19 protein-coding genes and 2 tRNA genes are annotated in these 15,590 nt (G+C 58.7%); 10 read left to right on the top strand and 11 right to left on the bottom strand.

The features are described 5' to 3' along the window. Positions 1-11: 11 nt before the first annotated feature. The 3 genes from ACQZ5Y_RS12975 to ACQZ5Y_RS12965 form a co-directional block, all read right to left on the bottom strand. Entirely contained in the window at positions 12-755 is a 744-nt protein-coding gene (locus ACQZ5Y_RS12975; protein ID WP_174049651.1) for a glycosyltransferase family 25 protein, read from the bottom strand. A 143-nt stretch (positions 756-898) separates the two neighbouring features. After that, positions 899-2,155, bottom strand: coding sequence for a YcbK family protein (locus ACQZ5Y_RS12970; protein ID WP_174049652.1), 1,257 nt, complete (start codon positions 2,153-2,155; stop codon positions 899-901). A gap of 157 nt (positions 2,156-2,312) precedes the next feature. Further along, entirely contained in the window at positions 2,313-2,753 is a 441-nt protein-coding gene (locus ACQZ5Y_RS12965; RefSeq protein ID WP_065659292.1) for a VOC family protein, read from the bottom strand. Between the two features lie 190 nt (positions 2,754-2,943). Between ACQZ5Y_RS12965 and ACQZ5Y_RS12960 the strand changes: the two genes are divergently transcribed. Further along, complete coding sequence (locus tag ACQZ5Y_RS12960; RefSeq protein WP_013636345.1) at positions 2,944-3,522, top strand: cold-shock protein; 579 nt, start codon at positions 2,944-2,946, stop codon at positions 3,520-3,522. Continuing rightward, on the top strand, positions 3,522-4,007 hold the full coding sequence (locus ACQZ5Y_RS12955; RefSeq protein ID WP_162696600.1) for a DUF192 domain-containing protein: 486 nt from the start codon (positions 3,522-3,524) through the stop codon (positions 4,005-4,007). The genes ACQZ5Y_RS12960 and ACQZ5Y_RS12955 overlap by 1 nt, the downstream gene beginning before the upstream one ends. A 59-nt stretch (positions 4,008-4,066) precedes the next feature. Here the strand turns inward: ACQZ5Y_RS12955 and ACQZ5Y_RS12950 are convergent, their stop codons facing one another. Next, positions 4,067-4,315 carry a BON domain-containing protein gene (locus ACQZ5Y_RS12950; protein ID WP_003515953.1) on the bottom strand — a complete coding sequence of 83 codons (249 nt, stop codon included), beginning with the start codon at positions 4,313-4,315 and terminating at the stop codon, positions 4,067-4,069. A gap of 211 nt (positions 4,316-4,526) precedes the next feature. Between ACQZ5Y_RS12950 and ACQZ5Y_RS12945 the strand changes: the two genes are divergently transcribed. Further along, positions 4,527-4,796, top strand: a complete 270-nt coding sequence (locus tag ACQZ5Y_RS12945) for a DUF982 domain-containing protein (protein ID WP_003515956.1) — start codon at positions 4,527-4,529, stop codon at positions 4,794-4,796. A 584-nt stretch (positions 4,797-5,380) separates the two neighbouring features. Continuing rightward, entirely contained in the window at positions 5,381-6,523 is a 1,143-nt protein-coding gene (locus tag ACQZ5Y_RS12940) for a ceramide glucosyltransferase (protein WP_174049653.1), read from the top strand. 54 nt (positions 6,524-6,577) lie between these two features. Here the strand turns inward: ACQZ5Y_RS12940 and ACQZ5Y_RS12935 are convergent. Next, positions 6,578-6,654, bottom strand: a tRNA-Pro gene (locus ACQZ5Y_RS12935). A 265-nt stretch (positions 6,655-6,919) separates the two neighbouring features. On the opposite strand from ACQZ5Y_RS12935, the gene ACQZ5Y_RS12930 reads away from it, so the two are divergent. Beyond that, the gene (locus ACQZ5Y_RS12930) at positions 6,920-7,225 is read left to right on the top strand and encodes an ETC complex I subunit (protein ID WP_003495468.1); all 306 of its coding nucleotides are present in this window, start codon (positions 6,920-6,922) and stop codon (positions 7,223-7,225) included. A gap of 51 nt (positions 7,226-7,276) precedes the next feature. Then, positions 7,277-7,353 (top strand) — tRNA-Arg (locus ACQZ5Y_RS12925). A 7-nt stretch (positions 7,354-7,360) separates the two neighbouring features. Here the strand turns inward: ACQZ5Y_RS12925 and ACQZ5Y_RS12920 are convergent. Together ACQZ5Y_RS12920 and ACQZ5Y_RS12915 are read right to left on the bottom strand one after the other, a co-directional pair. Then, complete coding sequence (locus tag ACQZ5Y_RS12920) at positions 7,361-8,098, bottom strand: DUF429 domain-containing protein (protein ID WP_174049670.1); 738 nt, start codon at positions 8,096-8,098, stop codon at positions 7,361-7,363. A gap of 64 nt (positions 8,099-8,162) precedes the next feature. Further along, on the bottom strand, positions 8,163-8,318 hold the full coding sequence (locus ACQZ5Y_RS12915) for a hypothetical protein (RefSeq protein ID WP_003515963.1): 156 nt from the start codon (positions 8,316-8,318) through the stop codon (positions 8,163-8,165). A 236-nt stretch (positions 8,319-8,554) separates the two neighbouring features. On the opposite strand from ACQZ5Y_RS12915, the gene ACQZ5Y_RS12910 reads away from it, so the two are divergent. The 4 genes from ACQZ5Y_RS12910 (at position 8,555) to ACQZ5Y_RS12895 (ending at position 12,129) form a co-directional block, all read left to right on the top strand. Next, complete coding sequence (locus ACQZ5Y_RS12910; RefSeq protein ID WP_174049671.1) at positions 8,555-9,853, top strand: efflux RND transporter periplasmic adaptor subunit; 1,299 nt, start codon at positions 8,555-8,557, stop codon at positions 9,851-9,853. Between the two features lie 14 nt (positions 9,854-9,867). After that, positions 9,868-10,587, top strand: coding sequence for an ABC transporter ATP-binding protein (locus ACQZ5Y_RS12905; RefSeq protein ID WP_112292239.1), 720 nt, complete (start codon positions 9,868-9,870; stop codon positions 10,585-10,587). Next, on the top strand, positions 10,577-11,785 hold the full coding sequence (locus ACQZ5Y_RS12900) for an ABC transporter permease (RefSeq protein WP_003515968.1): 1,209 nt from the start codon (positions 10,577-10,579) through the stop codon (positions 11,783-11,785). The genes ACQZ5Y_RS12905 and ACQZ5Y_RS12900 overlap by 11 nt, the downstream gene beginning before the upstream one ends. Positions 11,786-11,847: 62 nt before the next feature. Continuing rightward, on the top strand, positions 11,848-12,129 hold the full coding sequence (locus tag ACQZ5Y_RS12895) for a hypothetical protein (RefSeq protein WP_174049672.1): 282 nt from the start codon (positions 11,848-11,850) through the stop codon (positions 12,127-12,129). A 21-nt stretch (positions 12,130-12,150) separates the two neighbouring features. Here ACQZ5Y_RS12895 and sufA read toward each other — a convergent pair whose 3' ends face one another. The 4 genes from sufA to sufD all read right to left on the bottom strand — a co-directional run bounded on the left by sufA (position 12,151) and on the right by sufD (position 15,574). Then, positions 12,151-12,540 carry a Fe-S cluster assembly scaffold SufA gene (gene sufA / locus ACQZ5Y_RS12890; RefSeq protein ID WP_111782433.1) on the bottom strand — a complete coding sequence of 130 codons (390 nt, stop codon included), beginning with the start codon at positions 12,538-12,540 and terminating at the stop codon, positions 12,151-12,153. Between the two features lie 112 nt (positions 12,541-12,652). Continuing rightward, complete coding sequence (locus ACQZ5Y_RS12885; protein ID WP_003515972.1) at positions 12,653-13,036, bottom strand: SUF system Fe-S cluster assembly protein; 384 nt, start codon at positions 13,034-13,036, stop codon at positions 12,653-12,655. A 23-nt stretch (positions 13,037-13,059) separates the two neighbouring features. Beyond that, positions 13,060-14,310 (bottom strand): cysteine desulfurase, encoded by a 1,251-nt coding sequence (locus tag ACQZ5Y_RS12880; protein ID WP_003515973.1) that lies wholly within the window; start codon positions 14,308-14,310, stop codon positions 13,060-13,062. Next, entirely contained in the window at positions 14,303-15,574 is a 1,272-nt protein-coding gene (sufD, locus tag ACQZ5Y_RS12875; protein WP_174059881.1) for a Fe-S cluster assembly protein SufD, read from the bottom strand. Before sufD ends, ACQZ5Y_RS12880 begins: the two co-directional genes overlap by 8 nt. Between the last annotated feature and the right edge of the window lie 16 nt (positions 15,575-15,590).

Genomic DNA, 15,590 nt, shown 5'->3' with positions numbered 1-15,590 from the left:
GCGGCCTCCCTCTACAGATAGGCGTACACATACCGCGCGATATTGTCATAAAAACTGGAGAGATAGGCTGGCACCCGGTTCAATCGGGCAAATTTACTGCCGCGATATTCCGCGCGCGTTCCGACCAGCGTGTCCGGATCGCCGAAAGGCAGAAAATCCTTTTCGGTGACGTAGACATGCGTGCCGTAACCCCAGCCGCATTCCAGCGCCCGGTCGAAAGGCAGCGTCATCACCCTTGCCGCTTTCAGAAACTCCTCCGCTCCACCGCGTGAGATGATATAGCAGGCCGACGATCCCTGTGGCCCGTATATGCAGCGCCCCAGCTTGTCTCCGAGAGCGCTGGTCTTCCTGGCTCTGAAACCTCTGTGGCGGTGATTGGTCAGCTTTACGATGGAATTCTCAGGCATGATCGCGACCATTGCCTTGACCCGATCGGAGAAGTCAGGCGTGAAGGCAACATCATCCTCAACGATCACGGCAACCGGCGCATCCGTGGCGAGGAATATCTCCATTGCCTTGATATGGCTGGCATAACAGCCATACTCCCCAGGCAAGGCATGACGGCCGTTGCGAAGCTCAAAGCCGCGCCTGTTAAAATCCGTCCATTCGGCAGCGGGAATGGTCTTACCGTCAACACCTTCCACCGGGCGCAAATCCAGCCCAAGACCTGATGCTCCGTTCAGCATCTTTTCAAGACGGGCGCGCGCTCTGGCGATGGAGATGATGTAAACGGGAAAAGCGGATATCGGCAGCATTCGGAAAGCACCATGCGCATAGGGTCGGGAAACCGTCTCCTACAGCATGTGGCGCACCCTGTCTGCATGCCGTGATTTCCACGCCGGCAGAATTTCGGGCGAGCAACGCGCAAGCTTTGATGGTTCGAGAATGCGGCGCGAGATTATTTACGCGGGGCGGTGCGGCGGCAGCGCCAGTTCCAGTCTCTGGCTTCGCCCGTATCCATGTGAACCGATTCGGTGTGGCAATAGGTGCCTACACCACCACGCTGCGGCATCGAGCGCAGATAGGACGCAAGCTCCCATTTGGAAACGCCCTTGATCTGGATGTCGGCTGCATCGCAGGTGTAGTGCTTGGAACCCTGCCTTATGCCCTTTGGCGGGCGATAACCCGAGGTGACGATGGCCGGGCTGTTGTAGTGGCGCTCGACATCCTTGATCATGCGCACCAGTTCCGGCTTGAAACAACCGACTTCAACATGATCGGTCTGCAGGAAAAGCCCGTTCGGAGAAACTCGAGTGAGGCCGGAGAGCGAGGCAAGCTTCATCAGGCCGGCCGGCTGGTCATCCTCGTCTTCGAGATGCGCATCGTCGAATTCGTCAGACATCATCGAACGGCCGGAAAGCGCTATACCCATTGTCCTGTCCGATCCGCCGGAGAGCGCCGCAACCTGCGTATTCTCCGCCGTACCGTTTTCGATCATTTTCGGAAGGCGCTTCTTGGCCGCACCGGCGAAGAAAGCTGCCAGCGGCACGACTGTGCCCTCACTTTCCTGCCCCTCGCCTGCTCGTTTTCCGGCTCCAGAAGACTGTGCTGAAGCAGCTGCGAGCTGTTCCGACGCATTTTGCGGCGCTGGTGCGGGAACCGCCTGACGGTTTTCGCTGTGCTGTTCTGCCGGTACCGGCACCGCAGTCGGCACTTGTCCCGTTGCAGATACCGGTTGCGGCTGTGTCGCCAGCACTGGTGCCGAGTAGACGCTGCTGACGGCGGGCGCGATACCCTGGTAAGGTGCACCCGCTGCGGCTGTAGCCCCCGCCGCAACGGCAGGTCTGCTTGAATATATGCTTGATGTACCCGCGGAAATCGCCGTCGGCTGCGTCGTCAGGCCGCCAATATCGGCGGCGGCACCGTAGCCTTGTGCGGGGCCACCGGGCGCCTGCGGCTGGGCCGCAACGGCCCCGCCGGTTGCGGAGGCCACGGCGGGATCCACGTAATGCCCCTGCTGCTGTTTGGCGGCCGGATTATGAACCGCCGATGCCGCCTGCGCCTTCTGCTCGGCGGAAATCGCCGGCTTTTTGCTGTTGGCAGCCATGTCGTCATCCGTCACCGCTGAAACGCATCCGGCAAGCCCGAGCAACGAAACCGCGACAACAAGACGCTGACAGGCAACGCGTCCTTTCGCGCTATCGACAGCTTTCATGGGTGGCCTCCGTATCTTGCATTTACAACAGCAGCACGGGAACGGAATCGTCTGCTTTTTCAAAACAGGACATGCCGTTTCGATTCGCGGACTATGCCTCAACCCATCCGGACAAGGCAAGAGTGACCGAAATCGTCGCTTCTGGTCGGGAAAACCCCTACCAGGAACCCGTATTCTGCATAGATATCCACGGTTCGGCTGGCGCGAGGCTTTCGCCCTTCTGCAAGATTTCGAAAGAAATACCGTCGGGCGAACGAACGAAGGCCATGTGACCGTCACGCGGCGGCCGGTTGATCACGACGCCATTTTGCTGAAGGTGGGCACAGAAGTCGTAAATATTGTCGACCTCATAGGCCAGGTGCCCGAAATTGCGGCCGCCGGTGTAATCTTCGGTGTCCCAATTGTAGGTGAGTTCAAGGGAAGGCGCCTTTTTTTCCCGCGCCGCAGAGACATCGTCGCGCGCTGCAAGAAAAACCAGAGTGAAACGGCCTTTTTCGTTTTCGATCCGGCGTATTTCCTCGAGACCCATCAGGTCGCAATAGAATTTCATTGATTCGCCAAGGTCTTTGACGCGAACCATCGTGTGCAGATACCGCATTTTCTTCCTCTCCAATACGCTTTTCCGGGCCACAAACGCATGATCGCAAGCCCCGGACAAGGACGGCGACATAAAAGCAGCTACGCAAATCAAAAACTAGGGCTTGCGTGGAACCGTTACCAAGATGTTAATCTGGTACACAGGAATCAGTTGACCGGTGTGTGGCGCGTAATCGAGGGGTTGGCAGGATATGGCTGATAGGATGTCATCGAAAACGATAGTCGATGTCGAGGACCTTTCGGCCGATGCCGTGGACCTGACCGAAATCACCGGCGCGGTGAAATGGTTCGACGTTGCCAAGGGTTTCGGCTTTATCGTGCCTGACAACGGAATGCAGGACGTGCTGCTGCATGTCTCCTGCCTGCGCCGCGATGGGTATCAGACCATTCTCGAGGGTACGCGCATCGTTGCCCTCATCCAGCGGCGTGACCGCGGCTTTCAGGCCTTCCGCATCCTGTCGATGGATCAGTCCACCGCCGTTCACCCGTCGCAGCTGCCGCCGGTTCGCACCCATGTGCAGGTCACGCCGTCAAGCGGGCTTGAGCGTGCAATCGTCAAGTGGTTCAACCGCACCAAGGGTTTCGGCTTCTTGACGCGCGGCGAAGGCACTGAAGATATTTTCGTGCATATGGAAACGCTGCGCCGTTTCGGCCTCACGGAACTGCGTCCGGGCCAGGTGGTGCTGGTGCGCTTCGGCGATGGCGACAAGGGTTTGATGGCGGCGGAGATCCACCCCGACAACCCGGCCCCGATCGGGATGTCGCACTGATGGCCGCTGTGTTTCGCCACTTGATGAAGAGCGCCGTTCTGGCGCTTCTTTTTTTCACGCTCTCAAGCGCAGCACAGGCTCAACAACAGCAGACGTTTCAATCCGAACCGCTGACGATAGAGACCGCCTCCGGAGAAACCCACGAATTTGTTGCGGAACTGGCGCTGGACAACGCCCAGCGCGAACAGGGCCTTATGTTTCGCAAGTCAATGCCGCTTGGAAGCGGTATGCTGTTCGATTTCGGCAAGGAGCGGGATGTAGCCATGTGGATGAGGAATACTCTCATTCCGCTCGACATGCTGTTCATCGCCCGGGACGGGCGCATAACCCATATCCACGAAAACGCCGTGCCACATTCAGAAGCGATCATCAGCTCCCGTGGGTCGGTCAAATTCGTGCTTGAACTGAATGGCGGCACTGCCAAACGCTACGGCATCAAAACGGGCGATCTGGTGCGCAGTGCACAAATCGGCAACCGGAAATGACATTGCCGCGTTACTGCGTCTGAAAAGGCCGGACGACGTTTCGCCCGGCCGGCAAGATCTCAGTAGACCGGCTCGATATGGCTCAAAATCCGGCAATTGGAAATGGATGCGGCAAGATTGATGGCAATGTCGATTGCCTCGACCGAATCCGCCGTCCCTTCAAGATAGATCACGTCATTTTCAACGGTTGCGGAAATCCGCGACTTCTCGAGACCGTTTTCGAAAGCCAGTGCAGAGGTGATGGCCTCGCACACACCCGCCATGCGGTCTCCAAAGAAGCTTTCCTGAATGCCTGACAAATTGAACATGTGCGTTCTCCTTCTTGGCTATTACAACGCCCGAATCACGGTTTTGTTCATCTCCGGTTCATCAATTCGTTCATCTTCCATTCATCTTGGCAAATTGGAACCCCCTGCCCGATCACATTTTAGGTGATCGGGAACCATTTCGTGAGGTGAGCATTTCGCGCATGGGAGTGAAATCTGCCGTCAAGGCGCATGAAACAGGGAGGAGAATGACATGCTGATTAACAAAACGGAGCCGTGTCACCACGCCTCGTGGATGAAGCCGGTGGCTATCCACCTGCCGCTATCCGCAGCGGTGGAAATCTACAGCCCTCTGGTGGCGCTGGACATGCTGATGTACCGCTGGCCGGACGAACACGGACCGGAATATGAGGACGCACGCAGGAACTGTCTCGATGCTATCGCCGGAAAATGCGACATCGAAAAAGCGCGGGAATCGTTTCTGGTCGCAAGCAGCCACGCGCATATTCTGAACATCCACTAGGTCGTCACGCAGAAGGCTTTGTGAATATTATCGACTAAATATCAGTCACTTACGGTGATTACAACCGGATGGGCGACAAGTCGATCTTGCGTTCATCAACATGCCTCCATAGGTCAAAACAACGGGCAATCCACCTGCGTGGATCGCCCGTTTGATTGAAGCCTGAGCTTCGTCCTATTCAAATGGCCGGGTGCACAGGGATCGGGAGGTTGCTGTGAGATACACCGTCTTAGTTTTCCCCATGCACCGGCAGTCAATACTCGGATAGATTTCGGTCTTACAATCGGTGTTTAGACGTGACTATTCCTGATAGCGCGGCAGGCCCGCTTCGTCGTTATGGCATTCAACCAGGCAAACAACCGTCTCCCCTAGCGAACAGGTAGCCTGGAAAAACCGTTCACGCTTTCTCGGTAACAAACGCGGCATCGACCCGTGCGCCAGGGGCGCATGAACGACCGAAGTCGGATCCTGCCTGCAGAACATGACATGTAACTGTCATGCAAACGTTATAATCCGCAATGACGAATTCCATGGAATCGGTTGGCGGTTAAACCGCTGAAAGCTTGGGAGTGGAACTGGCCAGCATGGAAACTGTTTTTGCCCTTTGCGCAATTCTGCTCCTCGCCTTCAATCTTCTCGGCGTCGTTCTGGCAGGCTGGCGGCTGAAAAGACGCGATACGGACAACGCACTTGTCCGGCAGAAACCGCCGGTATCGCTGGTGGTGCCGCTGCGCGGCATCGAAACTTTCACGCCGCTGACGCTGTCGCGCGCCTTCCAGCTCAACTGGCGGGACTATGAGCTTCTGTTCTGCGTCACCGACGAGTTCGATCCCGTGATCGAGGAAGTGCGCAAGGCAATCGCGGCCTTCCCCGCAGTTTCAGCGCAATTGCTCATCGGCGATGATCGCATCAGCGCCAATCCCAAACTGAACAATTGCGTCAAGGGCTGGCGTGCTGCCCGGCACGAATGGGTCATTCTGGCCGATTCCAATGTTTTGATGCCGCAATCCTATATCGAAACCATGATGTCGGCCTGGCGGCCGGATAGCGGACTGGTCTGCTCGCCGCCACTCGGCTCCCGGCCGGATGGCTTCTGGGCGCATGTGGAATGCGCCTTCCTCAACGGCTCGCAAGGCCGCTGGCAATATGCGGCGGAAGCCATCGGCATGGGCTTCGCGCAGGGCAAATCGATGTTGTGGAACAAGCCATTCCTGGAAGAGCGCGGCGGCATCCGCGCGCTCGCCGCCGAAATCGCCGAAGATGCCGCTTCCACGAAGCTGGTCAGAAATGCCGGTCGCAAGGTACACTTGGTGTCGGCTCCGTTCGAGCAGCCGCTCGGACAGCGCCATGCCGGTGAGATCTGGTCGCGGCAGACCCGCTGGGCGCGGCTGCGGCGCGTCACCTTCCCGCAATATTTCGCCCCGGAAATCCTCACCGGCGCGCTTCCCCCGCTCCTCTTCGCGCTCGCTGCCGCCGTTGCCGCGGATGCGAACCTTGCCGTCACCGCGATTGCCGTACTCTCCATCATGTACGGCCCGGAACTGGCGCTCGCAGCTCTCAACCGGTGGCCGGTATCCCTCTATACCCTTCCGGCAATGGTCGCGCGGGATGTCATCATGCCATTCGTCTGGGTACGCAGCTGGATCGGCAGCGCGGTTGCATGGCGCGGCAATGTCATGACGATCGGCACGGCCGAAAGCACATTGGCCGGACCTTCAGCGGACTGAACGGAATCTATTATTTGAAAGGGTTACACCGACAAGCGAATGTTTCGCTTTAAATGGTCGGAGTGGAGAGATTCGAACTCCCGACCCTCTGGTCCCAAACCAGATGCGCTACCAGACTGCGCTACACTCCGCCGAGGCGATGGCTGGGGAATACACGGTTCACCCGCAGTCCGCAACAGGGAAATTCATCTTTGTTGAGCCCATTGCCTCGATTATTGAAAACTCATGCAACGCGATGGGACCGTGAAGAGATCGCAAGGGATAATCGTCTTGACTCTCACATGGAGTCGGTCCATTTCAAATTCAGCGTTCCTGACACGATTTGGTTATTCTATTCAGGTACGTGAATAGTAATCCGGGGCGCATGCCCCACCGCCCAACCGGAGCAGTTTCGACATGTCTGCGAAGATTTACCGCCCTGCAAAGACCGCCATGCAATCCGGCAAGGCGAAAACCAATGTCTGGGTTCTGGAATTCGACGCTGAGGTCCCGCGCAAGATCGATCCGATCATGGGATACACCTCGACATCCGACATGAAGCAGCAGGTAAAGCTGACATTCGAGACGCAGGAACAGGCCGAAGCCTATGCGCAGCGCAAGGGCATCGAATACCGCGTCATCCAGCCAAAGGAAGCAACCCGCAAGGTTGTATCCTACACGGATAATTTCCGCTTCAACCGCACCCAGCCCTGGACGCATTGAAGAAGACGCACTGAACGATTTTCAGCCGGAGCAATAATAGTCCGGCACGACGGCCCCTTAGCTCAGCTGGATAGAGCGTCGACCTTCTAAGTCGAATGTCGCAGGTTCGAATCCTGCAGGGGTCGCCATCTCCATCTAAACTGCCGCTTTCGGGATCCAGATCGCGGAAATGTCGTCGCCATAAGGCACTGCCTCACTCTCCAAAGCACAAATCCCGACCCAGGCGCACACGACGGCATCCATCTTGTCCTCAAAAGCCTTCATCTCCCATCCCTTTGCGTTCGTCGCAGGGATGATGAGTGCATCGGCAACCCCACCTATCCGTCGATCCAGATGTGCGATGATGAACGACCAGACCTCGAGGAGTTTGGCGCGACGGTCTGCGGACGTATCCGACCGCCAGTAGCTGCCGACTTTTCCCTGCTTATACGGAAGCCGTTTCGCGGCGTTGGTCAGTTCAACAAGCGCAGGGTGCGGGTAGACTTCGAGCAGACCAGGACTGCTGATTTCCCTGGTTAATAACGGATATCCCGCAAGTTCAAACCCCATTTTAAGATCATCACTGACCTTGCCGGGCCTGATTGCATTTGGGGTATGGGTGCCGCATTGCCGGGAACCATAGGCGGAAGACACCAGATTGTCAGAAGCACGGCGGGCAGTAATCGGTTGATGCGAGAGCGGCATATCAATCGTAACGAGATCGATCTTGCATCCTGCAAGGGCTTCTGCGGCCGCCAGAAGCGCCGATGCTTCGGCAACTGATCCCCTGGGGCGATCAGCGAGAACCCGGATATCGCTTCCACAGGCGAGGAAGCCAACGTAGGAAGATGCGGCGGCACGCAGCGTCCAGCCTGTTCCATCGTTGATGACCAAGGCGACCCCGCTTGGCTGGGTAACAGTCCATGCGGCGTCTATACCCAATACGGCTTTCAGAGCGTCACCCCTGCCCGAACAGCGTAAAATACCCCCAGGCGGCGGCAAAAAAAGCGATGATGGCGGCGATCGTCAGGGCTTTTTTCGATTTTGGCCCAAGCGGCTGGCGCGGCTTTTTCGGGGGCGCCGGTTTGCGGAACTTCACCACATTGTCGTTCATTATATCATCGTCCTGCATGTCGCTGCTGAAACCGGCGCCACATCAATGGCATCGGCCTTTTCGGATTTATCTCTAGCAGACCAGAGCTATCATAAATATTACCAAGTTTTCACTTCCCCCTTTGGGCAAGCTATGTCACTTCCCACAATCAGAGGAATACAAACAGCGACAGACGGACCGGAAACAGGGGTTGGAAACAATCCTCTGTGGTATTTTGAATTTTGCGGGTGACGAAAATGAATGACGCCAACACCAATGGCCGCGACACGGAAAACAGCCAGCCCGATCTGCGGGACATTCTGGGTACCAGCAGGTCAGGTAGAAAGAAGAAGTCGCGCCGCTATCTCTATGCCGCAGCAGCCGTGGTGCTGATCGGCGGGGGCCTTGGCTATTATTACCAGTCGCGTGCCGCGGGCGTCGCCTATACCTACACCACGGAAGCGGCGAGACAGGGCGACCTTTCCGTCGTCGTAACCTCCACCGGCTCAGTCCAGCCGACCGATCAGGTCGACATATCGAGCGAATTGTCCGGCACCATTCGCAAGGTCAACGTTACCTATAACAGCCCGGTCAAATCAGGCGATATTCTGGCGGAACTGGACACCAACAAGCTGGAGGCCGACGTGCAGAGCGCCCGCGCCAAGCTTGCCTCCGCCAAGGCCAATGTGCTGAAGGCGCGCGCCGATCTCGGCTCGGCAAAAACATCGATGGAGCGTCTGCGGTCCCTCGTCCAGAGCCGGGTCTCCAGCCAGCAGGATCTGGATGCCGCGCAGTTCAACCACGATGCCGCCGGCGCCACGCTACAGGTCAACGAGGCGACCGTGCTTTCGGCGGAAGCGGATTTGCGGCTGGCCGAGGTCAATCTCGGCAAGGCGAAGATCGTCTCGCCCATCGATGGTGTCATCCTCACCCGCAGTGTCGATCCCGGCGCCACCGTTGCCTCCTCGCTCAACGCTCCCGTGCTGTTCACCATTGCTGGCGATCTGCGCCATATGGAATTGCAGGTGTCGGTGGATGAGGCGGATGTCGGCAAGGTTGAAACCGGGCAGAAGGCCACCTTCAACGTCGATGCTTATCCCGACCGTAGCTTCCCGGCTGAAATAGAGACCGTGCGTTTCGCCTCCGAGACCGTGTCTAACGTAGTGACCTACAAGGGCATATTGACGGTGGACAATGAGGAATTGCTGCTGCGCCCCGGCATGACGGCAACCGCCAATATCGTCGTCGAGGAGATCAAGAATACGCTGCTGGTGCCGAATTCCGCGCTCCGATATACGCCGCCGCGCGAATCCGCCTCCCGTGGCGGTGGCTTGATGAGCCTGTTCCGCCCTCCCCGCATGGGCCGGTCGCAGAACCGCGATGCCGGTCCGGCCGCGACAGGCAAAAGAACGGTGTGGGTGCTGCGTAACAACACGCCCGTCTCGGTTTCGATCGAAACCGGCTCCACCGATGGCCAGCATACCGTGGTAAAATCGGGCGAGTTGAAGGCCGACGACCTGGTGATTACCGACGCCTCAGCCCGCAACGCCGGCTGACGGAGGAAAACCGCATGCAACAGCCGCCGCTCATAGAATTCCGCGATGTCGTCAAGCAATATGGCCGGGGCGAAGCGACGATCCGCGCGCTTGACGGCGTCAGCCTGTCGATCCACGAGAAGGAATTCGTCGCCATCATGGGGCCATCCGGCTCCGGCAAATCCACCTCGATGAACATCATCGGCTGCCTGGATGTGCCGACATCGGGCGAATATCTGTTTCAGGGCGTGCCGACCAGCGGTTTCGACAATGAACATCTGACGCTGCTGCGCCGCCACATGCTGGGTTTCGTGTTTCAGGGCTTCAACCTCCTGTCGCGGACCTCGGCGGTGGAAAATGTCGAGCTGCCGCTCGTGTACCGGGGCATGAAAGCCTCGGAACGGCGCGCGCGCGCCATGGAGGCGCTTGCACAGGTGGGTTTGAATGGCCGCGAGCACCACACGACGCAGGAGCTTTCCGGCGGTCAGCAGCAGCGTGTGGCCATTGCACGGGCCATTGTCACCCGCCCCGCTCTGCTTCTCGCCGACGAACCCACAGGCAACCTCGACACCAAAACCAGCGCCGAGATCATGGAGCTGATCACCACGCTCAACCGCGACAAGGGCATTACGGTCGTCATGGTCACGCATGAAGAGGATATCGCTGCCCATGCGGGACGCCTCCTGCGTTTCGTGGACGGCCATCTCGCCTCCGACAGCACAGCGGAAAACAAGGAGACTTCCGATGTTCTTTGAAACGTCGCGTCTTGCGCTGCGCGCCATCAGCCGCAACCTGCTCCGCTCCTTCCTCACCGTGCTCGGCGTCGTCATCGGTGTTGCCGCCGTCATCGCCATGGTAACCATCGGCAACGGCACGACCGAACAGGTGAAATCGGAATTGTCGCGGCTCGGCACCAACATGCTGTTCGTGCGCCCCGGCCAGTTCGGGCCCGGCCGCGCCAGCACGGAAGCCAAACGTTTCGATGATCGCGATGTCGAGGCGATCCGCAACCAGATCAGCGGCCTGCGCGCCGTTGCTCCGCAAAACCGCAGCTCCGCCGCAACGGTCATTTTCGGCGGCAAGAACCACCAGACAAGCGTCATCGGCACCACCAATGATTATCTTGTGGCACAGGACTGGACGCTTGCGCTGGGCCGTGACTTCCAGCCGGCCGAAGATCGCGGAGGGCAGATAGGCTGCATCATCGGCGAAACGGTGCGGCAGGAACTGTTCGGTGCGGAAAACCCTGTCGGCCAGACGATCCGCGTCAGCAACATCTCCTGCCCCGTCATCGGTGTTCTCGCCCGAAAAGGCCAATCCGGCCTCGGCGACGATCAGGATGACACGATCATCATGCCGCTCAAAATCCACCAGCGGCGCATCGGCGGCACCACCACCATTTCCTCCATCATGGTCTCCGCGCAGGACGGCGTTTCCACCGCCAAGGTGCAAAGCGACCTGCAGAACCTGCTGCGCGAGCGGCGGCGCATCAACATTGGCCGCGAGGATGATTTCACCGTCAACGACATGACGCAGATCGCCTCGGCCATGACCGGCACGACGACGCTGCTCACAGGGCTTCTGGGTGCGGTTGCAGCCGTCAGCCTGCTGGTCGGCGGCATCGGCATCATGAACATCATGCTGGTTTCTGTAACCGAGCGCACCCGCGAGATCGGCATTCGCCTCGCCATCGGCGCACTGGAAAAACAGGTACTGACGCAGTTTCTGGTGGAAGCCGTCATGCTCTCTGCCCTGGGCGGCACGGTCGGCATATTAACGGGCCTTGGCCTTGCCTATGGCGTCGTCAGCTTCCTCAACGTGCCCTTCGTCACCAGCCCGTCGATCATCTTCCTCGCCTTCGCCTTCTCGGCTGCCATCGGCGTGATTTTCGGCTATTTCCCGGCGCGGCGGGCAGCGAGTTTGAGCCCGATCGAGGCGCTGCGGCACGAGTGAGACGAGCCGTCGAGGCTGCAACGGCCTCAACGGAAAAGGTTCATGATTTACGGAGAGTTTCGATGTTCAAATCGGTATCGGATAGCGCCGCTGCTGCAGACGGCGGTTCGCTTGCGCTCTTCGTGGAACGAATTGACGGGCAAACGGAACTGTTTGTGATCAATCGCTCCCTCGCGTCACGCGGAACGCCCGACTACAACAAAGTCAGCTCCAGCCTTCGACCACTTGGCGAGGAGGATTGCGGGAAGATTGCAGCAGCTCTCGAGCCGCTTTTGACAACGACGCCATCGATTCATCCGCTGGCGGATTTTATCGATACGCTGAAACAGCAATCATCCCGCTGATCGGAAAAATGGCGCAGCCAATCAAACGCTGGCTTCAGCCTCGCGCTGCTTCGCCAACGCCGCCAGATCGGCAGGCTTCAGTTCCACCGACTCACCGCAGCCGCAAGCGGATGTCTGGTTCGGGTTGTTGAAGGTGAAGCCGGAGCGCATCTTGGTCACTTCAAAATCCATCTGGGTGCCGAGCAGATAGAGCACGGCGGAGGGCTGAACCCACACCTTGGCTCCATCGAATTCGACCAGATCGTCCTTCGCATCCGCTTCCGTCACGAGGTCGATGGTATATTCCATGCCCGCGCAGCCGCCCTTCTTGATGCCGATGCGCACACCCTTGGCGTCCGGGCCGGAATTCTCGACGATTGCTTTAACGCGCGAGGCAGCAGCGCCGGTCATGGTCATGATCGCAAAGCCCATGGGCTTAATTCTCCTTCGACAATCGAGTTCAAGGCTCGATGTTTATGGATTTCAATTTAATAGCGCTTGAAGGCGCCATCAAGGGATGACGCCTGTCAAAATCACGTCAGTCTCAATACCAGCCGACGGCGACCTGAGCCTCTTCCGACATGCGGTCCGGCGTCCACGGCGGATCGAAGGTCATCGACACTTCGACACCGGAAACACCTTCGACCGCGCCGACGGCATTTTCCACCCAGCCCGGCATTTCGCCGGCAACCGGGCAGCCCGGTGCTGTCAGCGTCATGACGATCTTGACCATCCGGTCGTCCTCGATATCGATCTTGTAAACGAGACCGAGTTCGAAAATATCGGCCGGAATTTCCGGATCGTACACGGTTTTCAGCGCCGCGATCACGTCGTCGCTAAGACGCGCCAGTTCGTCGGGCGCAATGGAAGACGGCTTTGCAGCGTCTTCGGTCACATCATGGGTCTTTGCAGTGGCTTCGGCAGTCATGGTCCTGAACCTCAATCCTGATATCAGGCGAAAAATTTGCGCGCATAATCAAGCGCCTCGACAAGACGATCTACTTCGGCGCGGGTATTGTAAAGGCCGAACGATGCTCGGCATGTGGAGGTGACGCCGAACCGTTTCAAGAGCGGCATGGCACAATGGGTGCCGGCACGCACGGCAACGCCGCGCCGGTCTATCACCATCGACACGTCATGGGCATGGATGCCCTCGAGTTCGAAGGAGAAGATACCGCCCTTATCAGGCGCATTGCCGATGATTCGCAGTGAGTTGACCTCGCGCAGCCGCTCGGCAGCATAGGCCGCAAGATCAGCCTCGTGGGCTGCAATCGCGGCACGGCCGAGATTGTCCATATAATCAAGCGCATAGCCAAGACCGATGGCCTGCACGATGGGTGGCGTTCCCGCTTCGAAACGATGCGGCGGCTCGTTATAGGTCACATTGTCTTCGGACACGTCGAGGATCATCTCGCCGCCGCCCTGGAACGGCCGCATCTCGCTCAGGCGGTCAGCCTTGCCGTAGAGCACGCCGATGCCCGAGGGACCGTAAAGCTTGTGGCCGGTCATGACGTACCAGTCGCAATCGATATCGCGCACGTCGACCGGCATGTGAACCGCACCCTGAGAGCCATCGACAAGCACCGGAATGCCGCGCTCATGGGCGATGCGGCAGATTTCCTTGACCGGCACGATGGTGCCCAGCGCATTCGACATATGGGTGATGGCAACGAGCTTGGTGCGCTCCGTCAGGCTTTTTTCGAAAGCCTCGATATGGAACGCGCCGTCATCATCGACAGGCACCCAGACAAGCTTGGCGCCCTGCCGCTCGCGAATGAAATGCCACGGCACGATGTTGGAGTGATGTTCCATGATCGAGATGACGATCTCGTCGCCCTCGCCGATCTTTGGCATGCCGTAACCGTAAGCAACCGTATTGATCGCCTCGGTGGAGGATTTGGTGAAGACGATCTCGTCCACCGAACCGGCATTCAGGAAACGGCGCACCTTTTCGCGCGCCGCCTCATAGGCGTCGGTTGCGGCATTGGAGAGGAAATGCAGGCCACGGTGCACATTCGCATATTCATTGGAATAAGCATGCGAAACGGCGTCGATCACCACCTGCGGTTTTTGAGCGGACGCGCCGTTGTCGAGATAGACCAGCGGCTTGCCATAGACCTCGCGCGACAGGATCGGGAAATCCTTCCGCACGGCTTCAACGTCATAAGGGGCCGCCAATGCGGCGCGTTCGCTCTCAGGCATGATGTTCCAGCCAGCCGGAGATGATAGTCTCCAGCGCCTCTACCAGATTTTCTTCTTCCAGTTCCTCGGCGATCTCAGCGACGAAGGCATTGACGAGCATCGCCCGCGCCTTTGCCCGCGGCACGCCGCGCGCCATCAGATAATAGAGATGGTTGTCGTCAATATCGGCAACCGTCGCACCGTGACCGCACTGAACGTCGTCGGCGAAGATTTCAAGCTCCGGCTTTGCCGAGAACTCGCCATCGTCAGACATCAGCAGCGTATTGCACGCCATCTTCGCATCGGTCTTCTGGGCATCGGGGGCAACCCGGATCATGCCCTGGAAAATGCCCTTTGCACGGTCGAAGACCACGTTGCGGAACACTTCCGTCGAGGTCGTGTTCGGCACGTTGTGGCCAAGAACCATCGTCACGTCGGTATGGGTTTCGCCGCCCAACAGGTTGACGCCGCGAACGATGAGGTCAGTACCCTCGCCGTCCACGTCGATGCGCAGTTCCTGCCGCACCAGCTTGCCGCCGGCATTGATGACGAACAGACGAATCTTGGCGTCCGCACCGATTTTCATGCGCAGCTGGCCAAGATGAATATCGGCCGCGCCCTGTTGCTGCAGGATGATCCAGGTCACTTCCGCACCGTCTTCGACAACGATGTCGGTGACGGAGGAAACCAGGGCGGCATCCGAAGTCACCGAAAGGTGACGCTCGATGACGGTCGCCTTCGAACCCTTGCCGAAGCGCACCGGGAAGCGGCTGTGAACCTGACCTGCGCCATGGATCGCCTGCAATTCGATCGGCTTTTCGATCTCGGCATCGGCGGGAATGTCGAGCGTCAGGCCGTCGCGCACGAAGCTGCCGTTGATACGACCGATCACGTCGTCCTTGCTGGCTTCCGCAAGGCCTGTGGCGGCCGAGCCGTCAAGCAGGCTCTCGGCAAAGCTGGAAACGCTGATATCTTCGATCTTGCCGACATTGGCCGTGCCATGCAGCACGTAGGCGACGGACGAGCCGGCGACAACAGACGCCTGCTTTTCGATAACAGGTGCGGGCTGGTCCTCGGGAATGGCAAGCAACAGGCTCTTGAGATCGGTATAGTGCCACGCCTCGATGCGGCGGGTCGGAAGACCGCCGGTCTTCAGATCGTCGAACAGCACGTCACGGGCGGCGACAACCGCACCATTGCCCGGCAATTCGCTGAACTTGGCGGTATAGGCGTCGATCAGCGCGGTTTCCGCTGGCGTCAGCCGATTGGTCGTTTGAATGTTCATGGACATCACCTCCTGG

The sequence above is a fragment of the Agrobacterium sp. A3-95 genome (assembly GCF_053521785.1).
The sequence above is the reverse complement of the archived record's forward strand: the minus strand, read 5'-3'. Positions and strand labels throughout refer to the sequence as shown.

Coding starts and splice junctions, on each gene's coding strand:
- ACQZ5Y_RS12900 (WP_003515968.1), top strand. CDS start 10,577: ATGTTCTTTGAAACGTCGCGTCTTGCGCTGCGCGCCATCAGCCGCAAC.
- ACQZ5Y_RS12910 (WP_174049671.1), top strand. CDS start 8,555: ATGAATGACGCCAACACCAATGGCCGCGACACGGAAAACAGCCAGCCC.
- ACQZ5Y_RS12885 (WP_003515972.1), bottom strand. CDS start 13,036: ATGACTGCCGAAGCCACTGCAAAGACCCATGATGTGACCGAAGACGCT.
- ACQZ5Y_RS12880 (WP_003515973.1), bottom strand. CDS start 14,310: ATGCCTGAGAGCGAACGCGCCGCATTGGCGGCCCCTTATGACGTTGAA.
- ACQZ5Y_RS12960 (WP_013636345.1), top strand. CDS start 2,944: ATGGCTGATAGGATGTCATCGAAAACGATAGTCGATGTCGAGGACCTT.
- ACQZ5Y_RS12905 (WP_112292239.1), top strand. CDS start 9,868: ATGCAACAGCCGCCGCTCATAGAATTCCGCGATGTCGTCAAGCAATAT.
- ACQZ5Y_RS12950 (WP_003515953.1), bottom strand. CDS start 4,315: ATGTTCAATTTGTCAGGCATTCAGGAAAGCTTCTTTGGAGACCGCATG.
- ACQZ5Y_RS12965 (WP_065659292.1), bottom strand. CDS start 2,753: ATGCGGTATCTGCACACGATGGTTCGCGTCAAAGACCTTGGCGAATCA.
- ACQZ5Y_RS12945 (WP_003515956.1), top strand. CDS start 4,527: ATGCTGATTAACAAAACGGAGCCGTGTCACCACGCCTCGTGGATGAAG.
- ACQZ5Y_RS12930 (WP_003495468.1), top strand. CDS start 6,920: ATGTCTGCGAAGATTTACCGCCCTGCAAAGACCGCCATGCAATCCGGC.
- sufD (WP_174059881.1), bottom strand. CDS start 15,574: ATGAACATTCAAACGACCAATCGGCTGACGCCAGCGGAAACCGCGCTG.
- ACQZ5Y_RS12975 (WP_174049651.1), bottom strand. CDS start 755: ATGCTGCCGATATCCGCTTTTCCCGTTTACATCATCTCCATCGCCAGA.
- ACQZ5Y_RS12970 (WP_174049652.1), bottom strand. CDS start 2,155: ATGAAAGCTGTCGATAGCGCGAAAGGACGCGTTGCCTGTCAGCGTCTT.
- ACQZ5Y_RS12915 (WP_003515963.1), bottom strand. CDS start 8,318: ATGAACGACAATGTGGTGAAGTTCCGCAAACCGGCGCCCCCGAAAAAG.
- ACQZ5Y_RS12940 (WP_174049653.1), top strand. CDS start 5,381: ATGGAAACTGTTTTTGCCCTTTGCGCAATTCTGCTCCTCGCCTTCAAT.
- ACQZ5Y_RS12955 (WP_162696600.1), top strand. CDS start 3,522: ATGGCCGCTGTGTTTCGCCACTTGATGAAGAGCGCCGTTCTGGCGCTT.
- sufA (WP_111782433.1), bottom strand. CDS start 12,540: ATGGGCTTTGCGATCATGACCATGACCGGCGCTGCTGCCTCGCGCGTT.
- ACQZ5Y_RS12895 (WP_174049672.1), top strand. CDS start 11,848: ATGTTCAAATCGGTATCGGATAGCGCCGCTGCTGCAGACGGCGGTTCG.